The sequence below is a fragment of the Thermosipho sp. 1074 genome (assembly GCF_001999655.1).
In the GTDB taxonomy this organism is placed as follows: Bacteria; Thermotogota; Thermotogae; order Thermotogales; family Fervidobacteriaceae; genus Thermosipho; species Thermosipho affectus.
The window spans coordinates 60,628-81,769 of the sequence record NZ_LBEX01000015.1; the positions used below are offsets into that span (position 1 = coordinate 60,628).

The window sequence follows — 21,142 nt, forward strand, 5'->3', positions numbered from 1 at the left end:
CTATATGTAACCGTTTACATTATAAAAAAATAAAAAAGGCCACCTGGAGGTGGCCTTTTTACACGTATGCTGCTAAATCAAATAATCCGTGACCTGAAAGTGTAAATACAATTGTTTTTTCTATTTTTTCTTCTTTTGCTTTCAGTGCTTCTTTTATAGCTCCTGCTATTGCGTGAGCAGATTCAGGTGCTGGTATTATTCCTTCAACTTTAGCAAAAATTTTTGCAGCTTGAAAGGTTTCGTTTTGATCAAATGCTTCTGCCTCGATTAATTTGTTTTTCAAAAGAGCTGAAACGATAGGAGCAGCTCCATGGTATCTTAATCCACCTGCGTGTATTTTAGGTGGAACAAAGTCTTTTCCAAGTGTGAACATTTTTAAAAGAGGTGTAAATCCTACACTGTCTCCAAAATCGTATTTGTATTCTCCCTTGGTCAAAGTTGGACAACTTTTTGGCTCGCAAGCCAAAAATTTTATGTTTTTTCCGGAGAGTTTTTCCGGTATAAACGGTAATATTGTACCTCCAAAATTTGAACCTCCACCATGACAACCTATTAAAACATTGGGAATTAAACCTAATTTTTCAAGTTGTTTTTTTATTTCAAGTCCAATTATCGTTTGATGCAAAAGCACGTGGTTTAATACGCTGCCTAGCGCATATTTTGAGTTTTTTTGTTCTAAAACTTTTTCCATAGCTTCACTAATTGCAATTCCAAGAGTTCCAGGATGATCTTCTCCGTATTTTTTTCCAGATGCCGTTAGATTACTTGGGGATGGAACAACTTCTCCATTAAAGAGATTCATTAACTGTTTTCTGGCAGGTTTTTGCATATAGCTTACTCTTACCATGAAAACTTTTATTTTTAATCCAAATTTTAATCCTGCATATGAAAGTGCGCTCCCCCATTGACCGGCACCCGTTTCTGTATAAAGGGTTTTAGTGCCAGAAATCTTGTTGTAATATGCTTGTGCAAGTGCGGTATTTGTCTTGTGACTACCTGTAGGACTTGCTCCTTCGTATTTGTAGTAAATCTTTGCAGGAGTCTCTAAATATCTTTCGAGAAAAGTTGCTCTGATTAATGGAGTTGGTCTAAAAACATAGTATTCATTTAATACTTCTTCTGGGATTTCAATAAATCTCTTATCTGAAACTTCTTGTTCCAATAACGGTTGTGGGAATGTTTTTAATAGTTTTTCTGGAGTCATTGGTTTGTTTGTCTCTGGATCAAGAGGTGGATCAAGCTTAAACGGTAAATCTGCAAGTACGTTGTACCAACTTTTTGGAACTTTCTGAAGATGTACATATTCTCTCATTTCTATCCCTCCTTAATATAAAAAATGCCGGGCAGATAATGCCCGGCAATTGTCCTCTCAAGTATATTTTTACCACAACAAAGGTGGTGGACAATCGCCACTGTTCCACCACCAAACAAAGTTTTCACTTTTAAAATAGGTAAAATATTCTTTTGTCGATAATTTTTTCATAATATCACCAACTGTTAATTTTTTCTTTCTATTATTTTAATATAAAGAAGCGATATTGTCAATTAATTTCAGATTCTGTTCAAAAAACAAAGAGATATAAAACAAATAGGCATATAGAGCTATGAACTAAATACATTCGAATAATAAAGTATCTTGCACAAAATTAAATAAAAAATTATTTAGAATAACTCTATCAAGTTGTACAATATAATTCTTACATATACACGCAGTTTTGGTATTTTAAATAAAAAAGTTCTATCTCCGAATATGTTTTTCACTATTCCTATTATCTGTTCTATTCTGTACTTGATTTTTTAATAATTTTCTTTGATTTTTGTACACACACACAATGAAGTTTCCATTCCTCATAGGTATGTTCTAAACATGATATTATGGCAAAATTTATTAATTTAACACCACACACGTTTCCATTCCTCATAGGTATGTTCTAAACATTGTATATAGCAGCTGATTTAAAATTTACAGAGTTTCCATTCCTCATAGGTATGTTCTAAACGAAAAAGAGAATTTTTAGAAACATTTGAAGATTTTAGTTTCCATTCCTCATAGGTATGTTCTAAACTATTAAGTCGATTATATGCGCGACAGGAAGAATTGGTTTCCATTCCTCATAGGTATGTTCTAAACTGGAAATGGTTGGATGAAAATTTATCAGATGTTTTCATGTTTCCATTCCTCATAGGTATGTTCTAAACGAACTTAAAAATTAAGTCTGTTTTTAGAAATAAGTTTCCATTCCTCATAGGTATGTTCTAAACCAATTAAAAATCTCATAAATTATTATAAACCACATTATTTTCGTTTTGATTAACTAGAAGTTACCTGAAAGTAAACACATTATTTTAAGCCATATACAAGCTTTTTTGTTAACGGAAAAGGTCATCGAATATTCCTTATATTTTTTGTGTTAACCCAAACGTTACAATTGGTTACAATTGATATTTTATTAAACAATGTATTTTGTATGAATTTATGTAAACGGAAAACCTATTAGTTAATTTATTTTAATTTGTTTATAATTAACAAATTATATTAAATATTATTTTATTTTATATTACGTAATTTTATGTTTTGTTCATAACGAATGATATTTTCTATTCAATAAAAGAAAATACAGTGTTTAATATAAAATAATATAATTATGATATTATAATAATTTAACTAAACATTCTTCACGTAAATAAAACACATAATTAATCATAGAAAATGAAACTTAATATAATTAAAAATAATGAAAAAATTATTGTTGAAAGACAAAAATGAAAGGTAGGAAATTTATAACATACAAATACGATGTTATATGGTTAGATAAATACACATGATCAAAAGGAATGAAGGAAGTGATAAAGAGGAAAAAATGATAAAAAAAGATCCAAGTCAGATAGAGTTTATTTTTGTTTTGAGATGAATTTTTTTGCGTTTTATCTATTTATTTTGTTTTATCATAAATTTGAGATTTTTGAAATGGACTGATTAAATTTTGGAGGATCAAAAAGCGAAAATAATTTGTTTTACTAACTAATTTGATGTTATAATATGTTTAAAAAGGTGAAATGGTAATATATTCTTTGACTGTACCTTGCATGGAAAAGCTTGCTGTTGTTTTTGTTAAGTAACTTTGTAAAAAAGTATTGATATGGATGTAGTTGGATAATCTGTGAAAATACATGATATAGAAGTATTGGAATTTGTGGGATTTAATTCTTTTCTTGTAGTATCATATGAAAATGCTAAAACTACAATGTAAAAAATGGTATATCTAATACACTTGCAATTGTTGGTGAAAATCGAGAAATTCCAATTAATAATAATTTGTATGTGAGAGTTAGGAGGGAAAGGTTGTGAAAGTACTAATCACAGGATTTGAACCATTCAACAAAGAAAAGATAAATCCTTCATATGAGGCGTTAAAGAAATTACCCGAAGAAATAGAAGGTATAAAGGTTGTAAAGGCACAAGTTCCAACGGTTTTTAGAAAGAGTATAGAAGAAATTGAGCGATTAATTATTAGAGAAAAGCCAGATATTGTAATTTGTGTTGGGCAGGCGGGTGGAAGAAGCAAAATTACAATAGAACGTGTTGCAATCAACATTGATGATGCAAATATTCCAGACAATATGGGAAATAAACCAGAAGATGAAAAAATTTTTGAAGATGGAGAAAATGCCTATTTTTCAAATTTACCTATTAAGCACATGATAGAGAGTATAAAAAAATGCAATATTCCCGCAGATATAAGTAATTCCGCTGGAACTTATGTATGCAACCACATTTTATATGGATTATTGTACCTTATAAATAAAAAATATCCACATATAAAAGGTGGATTTATACATGTACCATATGCACACGAACAAGTAATAGAAAAGAAAAACGTGCCAAGTATGTCCATTGATGATATTGCAAAGGCCTTGTACTGTGCTATTAAAAGTCTAAAAGTTGTCCTTTAAAGATTATCTTGGCTGTTCCACCAACTTTAATTTTTCCATCGAAAGTTACAAATATTTCTGATTTTCTGTTTAAAGATTCACCTTGGATTATTTTATACACCTTATCTTTCTTAACTATATTGTGTTTATAAAGATAATAAAAAAGGGCGCCATTTGCAGTGCCTGTGGCGGCCTCTTCGTTTATTCCATAAAGTGGAGCAAAATTCCTCGTATTGCAAAGTCCATTACTTTCATCTAATGTAAAGACGTGAAAGCTTGCAACATCATTAAATCGTTTCATATATTCCAAATCTGGGTTAATATTTAACAAAATTTTCTTTGATTTTACAGGTACTATAAGATCCCAAAGACCTGTGAATGCTTTTTGTACTGGAAGCGTATCAAAATCATCAACAGATATGTTTAAAACTTTGGAAATCTTTTCTTTTTCAATAGTTTCTCCTAATTTTGGCTGAGCTTGTTCCATGAATATTTTTTCCTCAGAAATGTAGATATTTAATTTTCCTGCCTTTGTATGCAGTAAAACTTTCTTTGATTCTAAAAGTTTTAAGTGATGTAAAACGTAAAAAGTTGCAATTGTGGCATGTCCACAGAGATCAATTTCACTTACAGGTGTAAAATATTCAATAAAAAATTCTTTTCCTTTTTTCAAAACAAACGAAGTTTCAGAAAAACCTATTTCTTTTGCTATATTTTGTTTGAGTTTTTTTGGAATTTCTTTATCTAGTAGGACCACACCTGCGGGATTACCCTTAAAAGGTTCATTTGTAAATGCATCAACTATGAAAAAATTCAAAGTATCACCTCGTCAATATCTTTTCGATTTCCTCGTATGGGGGTTCTTTTCCGGGATCATCAGAAACCCAATCGTAAATAATTTTACCACTTTCGTCGATGATATATACAGCTCTTTTAGAAACTGTGTAATTTTCGATATCTATAAAGTTTTTGTGTACGCCTCCATATTTTTCAGATACTTTTCCACCAAAATCCGAAAGAAGTGTGAAGTTTAACCTATTTTTTTCCGCAAATGCCTTGTTTGAAAATGGGGTATCTACACTTATTCCAAATACTTTTGCATTTAAATTATTAAACTTTGCTATTATGTCTCTAAATGAGCAAAGCTCTTTTTCACAAACACTTGTGAAAGCACCTGGATAAAATACAAGCACTATTTTTTCTCCTATTTCATTTGAAAGCTTTACCCTATTTAAATTTGTATCTACAAGTTCAAAATCAACATACATATCACCTTTTTTTAACATAAAAATCACCTCTTGAGTTAGTTTAGACTTAGTACATAACTATTATACTACAAATTTAATTAAAAAGCAAAAGTGGTATAATATATCCAGGAGGGGTAGATATGGTAGATTTAAACAAGGTGAAAAAAATAGCTCTAGTTGGTGCAACTACAAATAAAGAAAAGTTTGGTTATATTATTTTAAAAGATCTAATAAGTAAAGGGTTTGAAGTTATACCTGTAACACCAAAATATGAAGAAATAGAAGGAATAAAAGTTGCAAAAACAATTAAAGAATTGGAAGAAGATGTGGATTTAATAGTTTTTGTTGTGCCCCCTAAGGTAGGAGCTGTTGTTACTAGAGAGGTTTTAGAACGTGGGTTTAAAAATCTTTGGTACCAACCGGGAGCGTATTCTAGTGAAATTGAAGAAATTTTAAAGCAAAGTGGTGTAGAGGTAGTACGTGAAAGATGTATAATGGTTGAGACTAGGAGGTGAGATTGTGCATTACATGGAAGAATACAAAAGGTGGCTTGAAAGTCCGTATATTGATGAGGAAACAAAAAAAGAACTTTATGAGATAAAAGACAACGAGGAGGAGATAAAAGAGAGGTTTTTCAAGGATTTAGAATTTGGAACAGCAGGTTTAAGGGGAAAAATAGGAGCAGGAACTAATAGAATGAATAAGTACGTTATTGCAAGAGCCACACAAGGTCTTGCAAACTTTATAAACTCTAAAGGTGAAGATAGGGCAAAAAGGGGAGTTGTCATTGCCTACGATGTAAGACATTACTCGAAAGAATTTGCAAGGGAAGCAGCAAGTGTACTTGCTGGAAACGGAATTAAAGTGTACATTTTTGATGATATAAGACCTACACCAGAACTTTCTTTTGCAGTTAGATATTTAAATGCAACTGCGGGTATAGTTATCACCGCAAGTCACAATCCTCCAGAATATAATGGTTACAAAGTGTATTGGGATAAAGGTTCACAAATTTTAGATGATGTTGCAATACCAGTTCAAAACAATATAAAGGCATTAAAAAATTTTGGAATGATAAAGAGAATACCTTTTGAAGAAGGATTAAACAAATTGATCCATATAATCGGAAAAGAAGTGGATGAAGAGTACTACAAAAAAGTGTTATCACTTGCTCTAAACGAAGATATAGATAAAGATATAAAAATAGTTTACACACCACTAAACGGTACAGGTAATATACCGGTGCGTCATGTATTAAAAGAAAGAGGTTTCAAAAATGTTTTTGTGGTGAAAGAACAAGAATTGCCTGATCCAGATTTTACGACAGTTGGGTATCCAAATCCAGAAGATATAAAGGCGTTTGAGTTGGCACTTAAGCTTGCAAGGGAAAAGGATGCAGATTTAATAATTGCAACTGATCCAGATTGTGATAGACTTGCCGTTATGGTAAAGTACAATGATCAATACGTGGCATTAAATGGAAACCAAACGGGTGCTATTTTGATTCAATATCTTTTATCTCAAAGAAAAGAAAAGCAACTTCTTTCAGATAAAAGCGTTATAATAAAATCCATTGTTACCGGTAATTTGGGAAAGTTAATTGCAAAAGAGTACAACGTAGAAACATTTGAAACACTTACAGGATTTAAAAATATATGTGGACTTGAAAATGAATTGGAAAAAGAGGGGTATCAATTTGAATTTGGGTATGAAGAAAGTATAGGTTTTGTCACGGGAAATTTTGTAAGGGATAAAGATGGTGTAATATCTGCAATGATGCTTTCAGAAGCAGCGGGATATTACAAAAAATTTGGAAGAACATTGGTAGATGTCTTAAATGAGTTATACGAAAAGTACGGTTATTACCTGGAAAATAATTTTTCGCTTATATACGAAGGTATAGAAGGTATGGAAAAAATTTCAAAAATTATGGAATTTTACAGAAAGAGTTTTCCAAAAGAAATTGGAAATTTAAAAGTCAAAAGTTATATAGATTATTTAGATGGGAATATTTACGATATAGATGGAAATGTAATTGGAAAGGTAGAGAGAATACCATCTTCAAATGTGTTGAGATTTTTCTTTGATGATGGTAGTTGGTATGCAATTAGGCCTTCTGGTACGGAGCCCAAACTTAAAGTGTATATTTACTCATTTGCAAGGACACGTGATGAATCTGAAAAAAAGTTAGAATTGATTGAATCTGAATTTAGGAAAATAATTGAAAAAATATGAAGCCTGGGGATTCCCAGGCTTTTATTTTCGAGGTGATAGGTATGCATCCGCTAATTGAAACGTTTTCAAAGATAGAAGTGTTTAAAAAATTGAAAATATCACAGATAGAAAGATTAGTAAAAAATAGGGAGATCATTTTTAGAAGATATGAAAGAGGTGAATTAATAAAGGGAAGAGGAGAAAAAATAAATGAAGTAATGGTTTTAATGAGTGGTAAGGTACGTGGTGAGATGAACGATTTTAACGGGAAAAATCTCGTGGTTGAAGAAATAAAAGCCCCCAATTTTTTGGCTGTTAATATTTCTTTTTCCAGAGAAGCAATATTACCTGTGGATATAATTTCCGAGGAAAGGTGTGAAGTTGCGTATTTGAAAAAGGAAAAAATATTTGAGCTTGCAAGTGAAAATATAGATTTTTTAAAAGCTTTGGTGGAATTTTTGGGATCAAAGTTTTATTTTATATCTCAAAAACTTTGGTTTATAACTTTAAATAGTCTAAAGGAAAAAATATTGATATATCTTGCATCAAAGTACAGTGGTGGTGAGATTGTGGTTTTGGATAAGTCAATAGAACAGCTTTCACAGCTTTTTGGTTCAACAAGACCTGCACTTTCTAGGGCATTTTCGTCGCTTGAAAGTGAAGGAATAATTAGAAAAGAGGGAAATAAAATATACATATTGGATAAAGATGTAATAGATTTTTACGTGTAACATATGTTACAGACAAAATGGTATAGGATTTGTATAATCAAGTTGAGAGGAGTTGAAAATATGAGTGAGTTATTCAATAAAAAAGAGTATTTAAAAAATTTAATTTTGAGAGTATCTCAAAGAGATGATGAAAAATTAAAAAGAGAACTAAAAGAAACTATAAAGGAATTATCCGCAGAAGAGATTGCAAAAGTTGAACAAGAATTAATGGAAGAAGAAGGATTGTCAATTGAGAAGATTCAATCAGTCTGCGATGTACACCTGGAACTTTTTAAAGAGTACATTGATTCTGAAAAGATAGATGTGGAAGAGTGGCATCCCATTTATATATTAATGAAAGAACATGAATATATAATCAAAAGTCTAGAAGGGCTAAAGGAATTATCTGATAAATTACTTAAAAAGAGTGATGTTCCATCTGCTTTGCCCATACTTTTAAATCTTCAAAGGTATATAGATGATTTAAACGAAGCGGAAAAATATTTTCAAAAGGAAGAAAACGTTTTATTCCCGTATATAGAAAAACATGGTATTACAAAACCCCCTGCGGTGATGTGGAAAGAGCATGATCAGGTAAGACTTTTAAGAAAAGAACTTATAGGTATTAAAGAAAAAAGGGATTTGGAGTTAGCAAAGAATAAATTGTATGAAATTTCAATGGGATTACTTGAATTATTTTTAAACCATGTGCACAAAGAACATTCTGTTTTGTTTCCAACTGCATTGAAGTTGATAAGTGATGAGGAGTGGTTAGATATAAGGGAACAATTTGATGAAATAGGATATATAGGGATAACCCCTGTGAGTGTGGAAAAAAGAGTAAAGATTGAGGAAAGAGTTTACGATGAAAATATAAAACTTCCAAGTGGAGAGTTTACATTAGAGGAATTAAAATATGTTTTAAATACATTACCGGTAGATATAACATTTGTTGATAAAAATGATGAAGTTAAATATTTTAGCGAGACGAAAGATAGAATATTTGTAAGAAGTAGGGCAATTATTGGAAGAAAGGTGCAGAACTGTCATCCGGAAAAGAGTATAGATATTGTTAATAAAATATTGGAAGATTTTAAGTCTGGAAAAAGAGATCATGCGGATTTTTGGTTAAAACTTGGAGAAAGGTATGTATACATTAGATATTTTGCAGTACGCAATGAAAAAGGAGAATACTTGGGAACCCTTGAGGTTACACAGGATATAAAGCCTATTCAGGAGATTTCGGGAGAAAAGAGAATTTACGATGATAAATGAGGAGGTGTTGGAATGTTTTGTTATCAATGTTCAGAGGCATCAAAAGGTGTAGGTTGTACAACCGTTGGAGTGTGTGGTAAAACGCCAGAAGTAGCACATCTTCAAGATTTAATTATTTGGCTTGTAAAGGGAATATCTTATTGGTCTTTAAAAGCAAAAGAGTACGGTGTAAAGGATGAAGAAGTTAATTTGTTTGTTGCGGAAATGTTGTTTGCGACTATTACAAATGTGAATTTTTCGGTTGAAAGAATGGTTGAATTTATTGAGAGGGCATTTGAATTAAGGGATAGAATAAAGCATAAATTTTTAGACGTATATGCACAAAAAGAGGGAAAACCATTTGACGAAAAGGTTCCAGAAGCTGCAGAATGGTATAAAAAAGGCGGGGCTGATCTATACGAATTAAAGGGAATGGAAGTAGGAGTGCTTTCGGATAAAGATGAGGATATTAGATCTCTAAAACAACTGTTGATTTACGGGTTAAAGGGTATAGCTGCATATACAGATCATGCGTATATTTTGAAGCACACAAATGATGATATTTTATACTTTATTCAAAGAGGACTTGTTGAAACATTGAGAGATGATATAACAGCAGATGAATTAGTATCCTTGGTACTAGAAGCTGGAAAATTTGCGGTAGATGCAATGGCATTACTTGATAAGGCAAATACCACAGAATTTGGAAATCCAGAGATTACAGAAGTGTATACGGGGACTTACAATACACCTGCGATATTGGTTAGTGGGCACGACTTGTTGGATCTTGAAGAATTGTTAAAACAGACAGAAGGAACGGGAATAATGGTTTATACGCACGGAGAAATGCTTCCGGCACATGCCTATCCAAAGTTAAAAAAATACAAACACCTTGCGGGAAACTTTGGAAGTGCATGGTGGAAACAAACACAGGAATTTGAAGAATTTGGTGGAGCAATATTGATGACTACAAATTGTTTAGTCCCACCAAAAGGTTCTTACAAAGACAGGGTCTTTACAACTGGACTTGTAGGATTTGATAAGCTAACACATATTCCAAATAGAACAGATGGAAAACCAAAGGATTTTTCACCTGTGATTAAGAAGGCTCTCGAGTTAGGACCAATTCCTGAGAGAAAAGGTAAAAAGCTTGTGATTGGTTTTGCACATAACCAGGTCTTAAAACTTGCAGATAAAGTAATTGACGCGGTAAAATCAGGAGCAATTAAAAAGTTTGTAGTTATGGGTGGTTGTGACGGAAGACATCCTGGAAGAGAATATTACACGGAGTTTGCAAAGAAACTCCCAAAAGATACGGTTATTTTAACTGCAGGTTGTGCAAAGTATAGGTATAACCACCTTGATTTGGGTGATATAGACGGTATTCCAAGAATTTTGGATGCAGGTCAATGTAACGATTCTTATTCGCTTGCCGTGATTGCTTTAAAATTAAAAGAAGCCCTAGGGTTAAACGATATAAACGAATTACCAATTGCGTATAATATAGCGTGGTACGAACAAAAAGCAGTTGCAGTGTTATTGGCGCTATTGTACTTGGGAATAAAAGGAATAAGATTGGGGCCAGTTTTACCGGCATTTGTTTCTGAAAATGTGTTAAAAGTGTTAGTTGAGAAATTCAATATTGCCCCTATCACAACAGTTGAAGAAGATTTAAAAACATTACTCGCATAAAGAAAATCCCCATCCAATCGGATGGGGATTTTTTCCTTCCTTAAAAATTCTTCATATTTACTTAAAAATGTAAATATAAAATAAAAAGTGTAAAAAATGGCTATATACATGTATTTGATGTATATATATTTGAATATTTTGCATTTTTTTTATATTTCGCCCTTTTTTATCTTAATTATTTTTTTTTATAATAAATTAAACCAAAAAACAGGAGGTGGAGAGCTATGAAAAAAGTGTTAATTTTTGCTCTTGTTATTTTAAGTGTTTTGAGTTTTTCAAAGGTTACTATAGAATTTTGGCATGCTATGAGTGGATGGAGGATAGAACTATTAGAAAACATGGCAAAGGAATTTATGGCAACTCATCCAAACATAGAAATTAAGGTTCAGTATACGGGATCATATAGAGATACATTTAACAAAACGATAGCGGCTGTAAAGGCTGGAAATCCTCCACATGTTGTTCAGATTTACGATATAGGTACAAGGGCTATGATAGATGGAAATATTACCGTTCCAATAGGAAATTTAATTGAAGAGGATCCTACAATTGATTTGGGAGCATTTTTGCCACAAGTTTTAAATTACTATACAGTGGATGGAAAGTTATATTCTATGCCATTTAACTCTTCAAATGCCATTTTATTTTACAATAAAACTGCATTTAAAGAAGCAGGTCTTGACCCAAAAAGACCACCAAGGACATTTGATGAATTAATAGAATACAGTAGAAAATTAGTAAAGAAAGATGAAAAGGGAAATATAATAAGGTATGGACTTACTTGGCCTACACACTCTTGGTTCTTTGAACAATTAATGGCTGTTCAAGATGCACCACTTGTTAATAACGACAATGGTAGGGGGAGTAAAAGACCAGATAAAGCAGTTTTTAACAGCGAAGCTGGAAAGAGAATTTTTGAACTTCTTGCACAGATGACAAAAGAAGGATTGTTAATAAATACAAAGAGAGAAGATTGGAGTGGAGCAAGGCAAATCTTTTTATCTGGAAAAGCTGCAATGTTACTGTATTCTACGTCTGATGTAAAGTTTATAACGGAAACTGCAAAGAAAAATGGTTGGGAAGTAGGAACAGCATTCCTTCCAAAGCCATCTCTTTCTATACAAGGTGGAGTTGTAATTGGTGGAGGCTCTCTCTGGATCTTGAAGAATCATCCAAAGAAAGAGATAGATGCAGCATGGGAATTTGTAAAATGGATGACAGAACCAAAACAACAGATAAGATGGCACAATGAAACAGGTTATTTCCCAGTAAGAAAAGATGCCGTAGAACAACTGTTAATGGAAGGATTCTATGCAGAAAAACCGAATTATTTGACCGCTATTTTCCAATTGTTGTTGTCAAAACAAACACCAAATACAAATGGTGCAATAATAGGTGTATTCCCGGAAACAAGGGAAATTATTGAAACAGCATATGAAAAAGTGATAAATGGTCAAATGACTGTAGAACAAGCACTTAATTGGGCTGCTGGAGAAGTAACAAAGGCACTGAAAAAATATAACAGGTTGTACAAGTAAAATTGTGCCCCGTTTGGGGCACTTTCTTGGGAGGTGTAATATTGAGAAAATTAACGCCTTATTTTCTTTTAATTCCCACTTTTGTTATTATAATACTATTTATATATACGCCTGCTTTTAACTCATTTAAAATGAGTTTTTTTCAAGAAACTTATTTTGGAGATAAAAAAGTATTTGTGGGGTTTGACAACTACATAGATTTGTTTAGTGACAATGAGTATTATGACGTTTTGAAAAATACTTTTATTTATTCATTTGTAAGTGTAGGACTTACTATATTTTTATCTTTTTTGATTTCACAGCTACTAATATTGGATTTACCAGGTACAAAAGTTGTTAGAACTTTGATTTTTTCACCATATGCAGTTTCGCCTGCTATTTCTGCAACTTTGTGGGCTATGTTGTTTACACCAACTGCAGGGTTGTTTAGTTATTTATTTCAGATTACATTCAACTTAGATGTTAAGTGGTTAACAACCAAGCCATATGCAATGATTGCAATTATAGCTGCAACGGTTTGGAAGATGTTGCCGTTTGATTTAATTTTCTACATAGCAGCTCTTCAAAATATACCAGATTCCATTTTGGAATCTTCTTTAATGGATGGAGCAAATGGGTGGATTAGAATGTGGAGGATAAAATTCCCACTAGTTACACCTATAACGTTTTATTTGTTTATTATGAATTTTACAACTACGATGTTTTCATCATTTGGAATTATCGATATTATGACTCGCGGAGGACCTTTAAATAGTACAACTAACATGATATACAGACTTTATTTAGATGGTTTTGCGTTTCAGGATAACGGGCTTGCATCAGCTCAATCGGTGGTCATGTTTGGTATAATGTCGATAATTACTTATCTTTACTTTAAATTTGTCGAAGGAAAAGTTCACTATCAGTGAGGTGAAAATATGAAGATAAAGAATAGATGGACCTTTATTATCTTTGAAATACTTTTAATATTTGTGGGATTGGTAATGTTTGCACCTATTTTACTCGCCTTTTTCATGAGTTTTATGAAACCTTCAGAAGTTTTTAGGTTTCCACCGAAGGTTATTCCAAGTAGTTTTTATTGGCAAAATTATAAAGAGGCATTAAAATTGGTTCCTTTGGGAAGAATGTTGGTTAATTCTTTAATTGTTTCGGTATTTATAACTGTCGGAAAGTTGATAACGGGTGTTTTAGCTGGGTATGCATTTTCCAATTTTAATTTCAAAGGTAAAAAAATCGCCTTTTCTACGTTATTTGTAACGTTATTTTTACCAGCTGAAACTGTAATGATAGTTCCAATGTTTTTGCTGATGAAATCTCTTGGTTGGGTAAATACATACTATGCGTTGATAATTCCGTTTACCGCAAGTGCAACAAATACATTCCTTATGAGGCAACATTTTAGAACTATACCTTTGGAATTAAGTGATGCTGCAAGAATAGATGGAGCAACTCCCATGCAATATCTTTTGAAGGTATTATTACCACTGTCAAAGTCTATGATTGGAGGTGCAGCACTTATAAACTTTGTATATGCCTGGAATATGTATCTTTGGCCACTTGTTATAACAATGGATGATAAAATGAAAACAGTACAAATAGGTGTTAAAATGCTTATTGATGCGGAAGCGGCAAACAATTGGGGAACTATTATGGCAGGTACTATGATAGCACTTGCTCCTACATTGTTGATTTTCTTTTTAATACAAAACTTATTTGTTAAGAGTTTGGTAAGTAGTGGACTAAAGGGATGAATTTTGTATATAATATAGTTGAATAACAACATGGGAGCTGTTTATATGGAGTTGTTGATAGAAAAAGAAGAAATAAAAAACGGAGAAATAATTACGGGAAAAGTTAAAGGAAAATTGGGAAAAGTTAAGATATATGAAGCTAGACTTCAAGGGGATATTGTTTTAAAGGGATGGGATGATAACAAAAAAATTGATTATTTTTTTGCAACGGAAAAAAGTTTTTTTGGTTATTTATCTTCGAAAATTGGGCATCCATTTTTCGTGGTAAAAGATGATATAGTGGAATGCTATATAGATTATTACGACACGGAATTTGACGATTATGTAGAAATAGAACCATTGGTTATTTTGCATGGAAACGTGGATATGTTGGTGAACGTATATTCTGATATGGTTAAAAAAAATTTAGAAACTTCATTTTCCAATTGGAATCCAGTGGGGTGGTCATGTAAATGGAATTGTCTTACTAATTTCAAAGAGAGCTTAGACTATGCAAAAAAATATCCATTTGAAGTTTTTCAAATAGATTTTTGGTATAAAAATATAGGAGATTGGGAACCTAAGTTTTCATCGTTTGAAGAAATAGCAGAAGAAATCAAAAGTTATGGGATGAAACCTGGGATCTGGATAGCCCCTTTTGTAGTTTTGGAAGGATCAGATATTTTTAAAGAAAAAAAGAATTGGTTTGTAAAAAATGAAAAAGGGAATCCAAAGAAGATATACAATATAAATGGAAAAGGATTATACGCGCTCGATTTAACAAATAATGAAGTGGAAGAGCATATAAGGAATATTTTTTTAAGAATTAAAAATGCGGGATTTGAATACTTTAAGTTAGATTTTCTTTTTGCTGGTATTGTCAAAGGAAAGAGAAAGGAAAGTGTAACACCAATACAATCATACAGAAAAGGGTTAAAATTAATTAGAGACTTACTTGGTGAATTTATAGTTGGAGTAAGGGCTCCTCTTTTACCTTCTATAGGCTATGTGGATGGAATGAAGATAACGAATATGTCAGAAAAAGGTCTATATGGTGCACTAAGGGATGTTATAACAAGATATTTTATGAACGGTAGATGGTGGTGGAATGCGCCAGATTTTTCCCTTGGAAATAATATAAGTACCACCCAAAAAAAGTTGTTTTTCATGACTGTAGGAATTTTAAATAATATGTTATTTTTGTCAGATAGTCTAAAAGGAAATTTGGAGAATTATCTTTTTAAAGCAGCGTTGAAATTACGTGGAGGCAAGATTTTTGTAAAGAATATAGGAGCAAAAGGGTATGAAATAAAAGCAATTGGTACAAATATAGGGGATGTAAGCTTTAGATTATGTATAGAAACGGAAAAATCGGAATTTTATATAGAGTAACGATAACTGTTTATAGTAAAGTTAATTTATCAATTTTGAAAACTCGCTTAAAGATTGTGGCTTGCCAAAATAATATCCTTGAAAAAGTTTAAACCCTATCATAGAAAGAATTTCAAGTTGTCGAGCGTTTTCCACACCTTCAGGAATTGCTATTAGATTAAAAGTTTCGCAAATACTGTAGATTGCTTTTAGAAGGTTGATGTTTTTTTCATCATCAATGTTTTTAACAAATTCTCTGTCAATTTTTAGTATGTCGAAAGGTAAATTTCTAAGGTAACTTAGAGAGGAATACCCTGTTCCAAAATCATCAAGACACAGTTTTATACCTTCTGCTTTTAATCTAGAAATATTTTCTTTTACTGTGTTATCGTAGCTTAAGAATAAGTTTTCTGTTATTTCAAAGACGATTTTTTGGGATGGAATATTGTATTTTTCCATTATCTTTAAGTAATTAATTGGAAAGTCTGGTTCTTTAATTTGAACGGGACTTATATTTATATCTATAAACTTGAGTTTTGGATTTTTTTTCAAAAAATCCATAACTTTTTCAAAAATCTGTAGAGAAACATCTGTTATCTTTCTGGATTTTTCCAGAAAATTAAGAAATTCACTAGGTGGAATGATTTTTCCATCTTTTTTCCATCTTATTAATACTTCGGCACCAATTATCTTTCTATCTTCGGTGGATATAGGTTGCAGGAAAGGAATAAATTCTTGGTTTCTAATTGCTATTTTTATGAGATTTTCCTTTTTTATTTCTTTTTGGATTTGGTCTTCAATTTCTTTAGAATATATGACTTCTTTATTACTTTCTTTTGCCTTTGAAAGTGAAAGGGTTGCTTTTCTGATTATTTCTTCTAGATCTTCGGAATTTTTAAATACGTAAGATCCTATAAAGAAATTTTGTTCTAGTGTTGAAAGGTCTTTTTTTAGCTTTGCGATAATTTCTTTGGTTTTCTCAAGCGCATTTATTGGATCTATATCCAAATCCTTTATTAAAAACCAAAATTCGTCATTTTGTGCTCTTGAGATTATCACATCAAGACCTTCTTTTTTTGTGAATTCTTTTAACGTGTTTGAAACTTCTCTTAGAAGTTGATCACCAAACTTATGTCCTTTTATGGAATTTATCCATTTAAAGCCTTTTATATCTATTAATATTAGCGAATGATAGAGAAGAGAGGATAAATTTCCCATTTGTTTTACAATGTATGTTTTGTTAAATGTGTCCGTTAAAGGGTCTTTTTCCAGTAGATTTGAAAGTTTTGATGAAAGCATCTTTTCTTTGGAAATATCAGTATATATCGTATAAAGAAATACTTTATCGTCAATTTCAAATTTTACCGCACGAATTTTTACGAAAACGCTTTTTCCATCTTTTGACTTTCTTATAGTTTCATATGTTGCATATCCATTTTTTAAGACTTCAAGTATAATGAGTTTTGATTCTGATTTTAAATATGATGGTACGATACTTTCTATATTTTCAAGTCTTTTAAGTTTGAAAAGGTTGGTAAATTGTCTGTTGCATTCTATTATCTTTCCTTTTGGAGTGATTATTGCAACAGCATCAGGTATGTTTTTAAAGAGCGTAGAAAAAAGTTTGTCCGCTATAGTGTGTTTCTTTGAGTATTCCATTTCTTTGGTAATATTTCTAAATAGGTATACAATTCCATTTTTAAACGATAGTTTTTTGACGATATAGTATGTGTTGTTTTTGAATATTACTTCATCGTTGTTAAAATTTTCTTCTAGTTTTTTATTTATTATATTGTTGAAATTAAGATTTAAAATCTTGCTTGCTGTTTTATTTAAGTCTAAGACGTATCCTTGGTTATCTAGTACTATTATTCCATCGGAAAAGGACATTAAGAGTTCGTCTTTTAATTCATCTAAGATATTAAGCCAAGATCTTCTTATCAATATAAACATAGTAATGAAAAAAGATAAAGAGACAGAAAACAAGATTCTTAGCGTATTTTTAGAAAAAAACAATATTTCAAGGGAGATATAAAATAACAGTGTTGAAGATATGAGAATAATACTATGTTTTATACTTTTCTTTATATTTGCTTTTAAAATATTTGAAAAAGAGAGAAAAAGAATAATTGCGCCGTAGATTACTAATAACATAGAAAATATTCTATTTTCAAGTAAAATATCTGATTTACCGAATAGAAATAAATTTGGAATGTTTAGCAAGAAGATTGGAATAGAAATAAGAATTCTTTCTTTTATATTTGTTTTTTCTCCGTTTATATCTTTTGAAAAGACATAAAAAGCGGGAATTAGCGTGAGGCCTATGATATCTTCTAAATATTGTATGTAAAGGTTATTTGTTTTGAAATTCAAAGCTTCTAAAAATGTTAGAATGAATAATATAGAAACTACGTGAATAAAAACTTTAGATAGTCTGTATAGTCTCCTTTCAAGTAGATATATAACAAAAACAATGTTTATTGTTAACACAGCTAAGATCATTTAATCCCTCCACAAAGTTTCGTTGTATTAAAATTATACATCTAATTAAGGAAAATAAAAGCCCCTTAAGGGGCTTTGTAACTTAAAATTTAAATTTATTAACTTCGTTGTCCAAATTTATGGAAAGTGATGATAGAGTCTCACTTTCATTTTTTATGATTTTAATTAATTCAAATTGCTCTTTTGTTATTTTACTTGTGTTATCCAATGTATTTGAAACATCGGTTATTTCCTGTGTTGCCGCTTCAATTGCACTGCTAATTTCTTGTGTCGATGCACTTTGCTCTTGTGCACTTGATGCAAGAGATTCTATCATTTGTGATATGTTTTCAATTTGACTTAGTATATCTATTACTGCATCTTTTGCATATAATGCCTTTTCTTTGGTGTTTAATATTTCATCAACGGTTTCTTTTGTAGCATTTGAAGCGTCTTCTGAAGCATTTTTAATGGATACAAGTATTTCGTTGATTTTTTGTGTTGCATTTTTACTTTCTTCTGCAAGTTTTCTTATCTCATCTGCAACTACTGCAAAACCTTTACCTGCTTCACCTGCACGTGCAGCCTCGATCGCAGCATTTAGTGCAAGTAGATTCGTTTGTTCTGCAATAGAATTTATTGTTTTAACTATTTCCCCTATATTTTGTGCATTTTGTGATAGAGTTTCGACTATTTCATTGGTAGAAGTTGCCTTTTCTTTTGTTTTTTCGATAACATCTACAATTGTATTAATGGCAATTTCCCCTTCTTTTGCATTGTTGTTAACCTTTTGTGCGCTTTCTGAAAGATTTTGTGCGGCATTTGATACATTTTGTGCAGCTGATGCTATTTCTTCTACACTGCTTGTAAGTTCCTCCATAGTGGCGGAAATGTTTTGTGCAGAAGAATTAAGGTGTGATATACTTTCAAATACATTATTTCCTATCTTCTCTAAATCAATAGATTTGTTGAAAAATGTTTTTGAAGTATCGGCAAGTGTATCTGCAGTATTTTTGATTTTAAATAAAACATCTTTTAGGTTTTGTGCCATTTTATTTAGTGTATTTCCAATTTGCGCTATTTCATCGTTTCCTTTTACTTCGAAACTTACTTTCAAATTTCCTCCTCCAAAATCTAAGGCTTTTTCGATAGTTTTTGGACACTTTTTGAAATGTATTTGGATACTATAAGGATTGGAATGATTGATATTAAAATTATGATGAAAAACGAAATAAGTATGGTATTGGAAATGAAGAACACACCTGAGAGAATTTCTTTTTTTGGTACTATAACTGCAAGTGACCATCCAGGAGTTCCTTTAAGCGGAGAGTAAAAGATATATTTTTCTTCATTATTTGGATCAATAATTTTTGAAAATCCTGTTTCACCTTTTATCATTTTTTCACCAGCTTCTTTTAGACCTTTAAATCCTTCTGCTTTGAGAATGTTGAGTTTCAAAATATAATCTTTATTTGGATGTGCAATGGTAAGTCCTGAAGAATTTATTAAGGTTGCATATCCTGTTTTCCCAATTTTTATGGTCTTTATTTGCTTGGTAAGGACATCAACGTATATTGCGGATCCCAAAAGTCCTATTGTTTTTCCATCTTTTTTTATAGCACTTGCTATTACAAAAACAGGTTTTCCAGAAGCTTTGGAAAAAACCACATCGCTGATTGATATATCTTTTCCTTTTATTATTTCGTTAAAATATGTTCTATCTTTTATAGTGCCCCTGGCGCCACTTGTTGCATGAAAATTTCCTTTTATATCTGAAATGAAAAAATCATCAACTTCTGGAAAATCTTTTATTTGCTTTTTTAAAAAAATTGTAGCATTTTCATCTAAGGACTTGATTTTATCCATTTTTGATGTGTATTTTACAAAATCTACAAATCTGTTGAAATATTCAACAAAAGCGTTATTTGTTTCTTTGAGAATGCTTTGCGAAAAATCAAATGAAATTTGAGTGATTTCGTTAGTAGAAATTTTTAATATTATTATTCCTGCTATGAGAAGCAATATAGCTATGGGCAAGGATATAAATACAACCATTTTTGTTTTTATGCTCTTCATACTTTACACCTCCTATGTTAAAAATATGGTTATTTTATTTTAGGCCATAAGTAATTATATAATATTTATGTTGATTAATGATAATGTTATTGTTAACTTTTGTATTTTGATTTTTAATTATTTTGTTTATGCGAACTATAGTATTACATTTACATAATTTACATTGTAACTTATAATTATTTGAGTTAATTATATTAATAATATAAATGTCTGTTTTGTAGAGTTAATCAAAATTATAATCAAAATTATGAGCTGAAAATATATTATTTTTATATACATATTTTATTGATGATGTTTGTTTTTTGATTTTTTTGAAAATGAAAACTTTGATGATATAATATGAAATATGAAAATAGAACGTGAAAAAAAGTATCTTTTGGATGAATATTTGTTTAAAAAACTTATTCGAAAGGCAAAATATAAAGTGGGTGTTATCCAGTGGTATCTGGAAAGGTGTGTTTTTGTAAAGGCACAAAGATGTAGATTGAGGTATACAGTTGATGGTGATTTTAGCGAAAAATGGGTTGTTGCGTTTAAGTCAAAGGTTTTTGGAGACTTTCAAAGGTTGGAAGATGAGTACGATGTAGATTTAAAGAGTATAGATTTTTTAAAGAAATACCCAGTAATTGCAAAAATTAGGTATTTTCTGATGTTTTCTCCTGCAGAAGTTTCGATTGATGAATTTATTTTCCTTGATTTTCCACTAAAAATAAAGTATCTTGCAGAAATAGAAACAAATGAGGATTTTGAAAAATACGAAGAAATGTTTGGTTTAAAACACTCTGTAGAAGATTTTGAAGAATATACGAATTTTAATATGGCAAAGGTGAGTAAAATTGCCCCAGAAAGGATAATAGAAAAAGTAAAAGCTATGATATAATCTGATTTGAGGAGGG

Annotated in this window: 17 protein-coding genes, 1 pseudogene and 1 CRISPR repeat array; of the genes and pseudogenes, 11 read left to right on the forward strand and 7 right to left on the reverse strand. The window is 31.0% G+C overall.

What is annotated here, in order from left to right; translation table 11 throughout:
- Window positions 1-58 precede the first annotated feature (58 nt).
- Together XO08_RS04515 and XO08_RS09500 are read right to left on the reverse strand one after the other, a co-directional pair.
- Window positions 59-1,312: a TrpB-like pyridoxal phosphate-dependent enzyme gene (locus tag XO08_RS04515; RefSeq protein ID WP_075665845.1), complete on the reverse strand. Its 1,254-nt coding sequence runs from the start codon at window positions 1,310-1,312 to the stop codon at window positions 59-61.
- A gap of 356 nt (window positions 1,313-1,668) precedes the next feature.
- Window positions 1,669-1,797 (reverse strand): annotated as a pseudogene (locus XO08_RS09500) (IS5/IS1182 family transposase); the annotation flags it as partial.
- A 40-nt stretch (window positions 1,798-1,837) separates the two neighbouring features.
- A CRISPR array of direct repeats spans window positions 1,838-2,262; the repeat unit is 30 nt; unit sequence GTTTCCATTCCTCATAGGTATGTTCTAAAC.
- A 1,083-nt stretch (window positions 2,263-3,345) separates the two neighbouring features.
- Here XO08_RS09500 and pcp point away from each other — a divergent pair.
- Window positions 3,346-3,954 carry a pyroglutamyl-peptidase I gene (gene pcp, locus XO08_RS04520; protein ID WP_075665846.1) on the forward strand — a complete coding sequence of 203 codons (609 nt, stop codon included), beginning with the start codon at window positions 3,346-3,348 and terminating at the stop codon, window positions 3,952-3,954.
- Here pcp and XO08_RS04525 read toward each other — a convergent pair.
- Window positions 3,929-4,750, reverse strand: coding sequence for a PhzF family phenazine biosynthesis protein (locus XO08_RS04525; RefSeq protein ID WP_077287405.1), 822 nt, complete (start codon window positions 4,748-4,750; stop codon window positions 3,929-3,931). The two genes, pcp and XO08_RS04525, sit on opposite strands and share 26 nt — an antisense overlap.
- A gap of 4 nt (window positions 4,751-4,754) precedes the next feature.
- On the reverse strand, window positions 4,755-5,219 hold the full coding sequence (locus XO08_RS04530) for a peroxiredoxin (protein ID WP_077287407.1): 465 nt from the start codon (window positions 5,217-5,219) through the stop codon (window positions 4,755-4,757).
- A gap of 101 nt (window positions 5,220-5,320) precedes the next feature.
- On the opposite strand from XO08_RS04530, the gene XO08_RS04535 reads away from it, so the two are divergent.
- The 9 genes from XO08_RS04535 to XO08_RS04575 all read left to right on the forward strand — a co-directional run bounded on the left by XO08_RS04535 (window position 5,321) and on the right by XO08_RS04575 (window position 15,710).
- The gene (locus tag XO08_RS04535; protein WP_077287409.1) at window positions 5,321-5,695 is read left to right on the forward strand and encodes a CoA-binding protein; all 375 of its coding nucleotides are present in this window, start codon (window positions 5,321-5,323) and stop codon (window positions 5,693-5,695) included.
- Between the two features lie 4 nt (window positions 5,696-5,699).
- Window positions 5,700-7,415, forward strand: a complete 1,716-nt coding sequence (locus XO08_RS04540; RefSeq protein WP_077287411.1) for a phosphoglucomutase — start codon at window positions 5,700-5,702, stop codon at window positions 7,413-7,415.
- Between the two features lie 41 nt (window positions 7,416-7,456).
- Window positions 7,457-8,125: a Crp/Fnr family transcriptional regulator gene (locus tag XO08_RS04545; RefSeq protein WP_075665851.1), complete on the forward strand. Its 669-nt coding sequence runs from the start codon at window positions 7,457-7,459 to the stop codon at window positions 8,123-8,125.
- Between the two features lie 60 nt (window positions 8,126-8,185).
- Window positions 8,186-9,379: a DUF438 domain-containing protein gene (locus tag XO08_RS04550; RefSeq protein WP_075665852.1), complete on the forward strand. Its 1,194-nt coding sequence runs from the start codon at window positions 8,186-8,188 to the stop codon at window positions 9,377-9,379.
- Window positions 9,380-9,391: 12 nt separating this feature from the next.
- Window positions 9,392-11,050 carry a hydroxylamine reductase gene (gene hcp, locus XO08_RS04555; RefSeq protein WP_075665853.1) on the forward strand — a complete coding sequence of 553 codons (1,659 nt, stop codon included), beginning with the start codon at window positions 9,392-9,394 and terminating at the stop codon, window positions 11,048-11,050.
- A 224-nt stretch (window positions 11,051-11,274) separates the two neighbouring features.
- Window positions 11,275-12,588 carry an ABC transporter substrate-binding protein gene (locus XO08_RS04560; protein WP_075665854.1) on the forward strand — a complete coding sequence of 438 codons (1,314 nt, stop codon included), beginning with the start codon at window positions 11,275-11,277 and terminating at the stop codon, window positions 12,586-12,588.
- A 41-nt stretch (window positions 12,589-12,629) separates the two neighbouring features.
- Window positions 12,630-13,496, forward strand: a complete 867-nt coding sequence (locus XO08_RS04565; protein WP_075665855.1) for a carbohydrate ABC transporter permease — start codon at window positions 12,630-12,632, stop codon at window positions 13,494-13,496.
- 9 nt (window positions 13,497-13,505) lie between these two features.
- Window positions 13,506-14,339, forward strand: coding sequence for a carbohydrate ABC transporter permease (locus XO08_RS04570; protein ID WP_075665856.1), 834 nt, complete (start codon window positions 13,506-13,508; stop codon window positions 14,337-14,339).
- Between the two features lie 45 nt (window positions 14,340-14,384).
- Complete coding sequence (locus XO08_RS04575; protein WP_075665857.1) at window positions 14,385-15,710, forward strand: glycoside hydrolase family 36 protein; 1,326 nt, start codon at window positions 14,385-14,387, stop codon at window positions 15,708-15,710.
- Window positions 15,711-15,731: 21 nt separating this feature from the next.
- On the opposite strand, the gene XO08_RS04580 is transcribed toward XO08_RS04575, so the two are convergent.
- From XO08_RS04580 to XO08_RS04590, 3 genes are all read right to left on the reverse strand, one after another.
- Window positions 15,732-18,191, reverse strand: a complete 2,460-nt coding sequence (locus XO08_RS04580; protein ID WP_075665858.1) for a bifunctional diguanylate cyclase/phosphodiesterase — start codon at window positions 18,189-18,191, stop codon at window positions 15,732-15,734.
- Between the two features lie 82 nt (window positions 18,192-18,273).
- Window positions 18,274-19,287, reverse strand: a complete 1,014-nt coding sequence (locus XO08_RS04585) for a methyl-accepting chemotaxis protein (RefSeq protein ID WP_158074253.1) — start codon at window positions 19,285-19,287, stop codon at window positions 18,274-18,276.
- 17 nt (window positions 19,288-19,304) lie between these two features.
- Window positions 19,305-20,246 (reverse strand): cache domain-containing protein, encoded by a 942-nt coding sequence (locus tag XO08_RS04590; RefSeq protein ID WP_077287415.1) that lies wholly within the window; start codon window positions 20,244-20,246, stop codon window positions 19,305-19,307.
- 346 nt (window positions 20,247-20,592) lie between these two features.
- On the opposite strand from XO08_RS04590, the gene XO08_RS04595 reads away from it, so the two are divergent.
- Window positions 20,593-21,126, forward strand: coding sequence for a hypothetical protein (locus tag XO08_RS04595; protein ID WP_075665860.1), 534 nt, complete (start codon window positions 20,593-20,595; stop codon window positions 21,124-21,126).
- The last annotated feature ends 16 nt before the right edge of the window (window positions 21,127-21,142 follow it).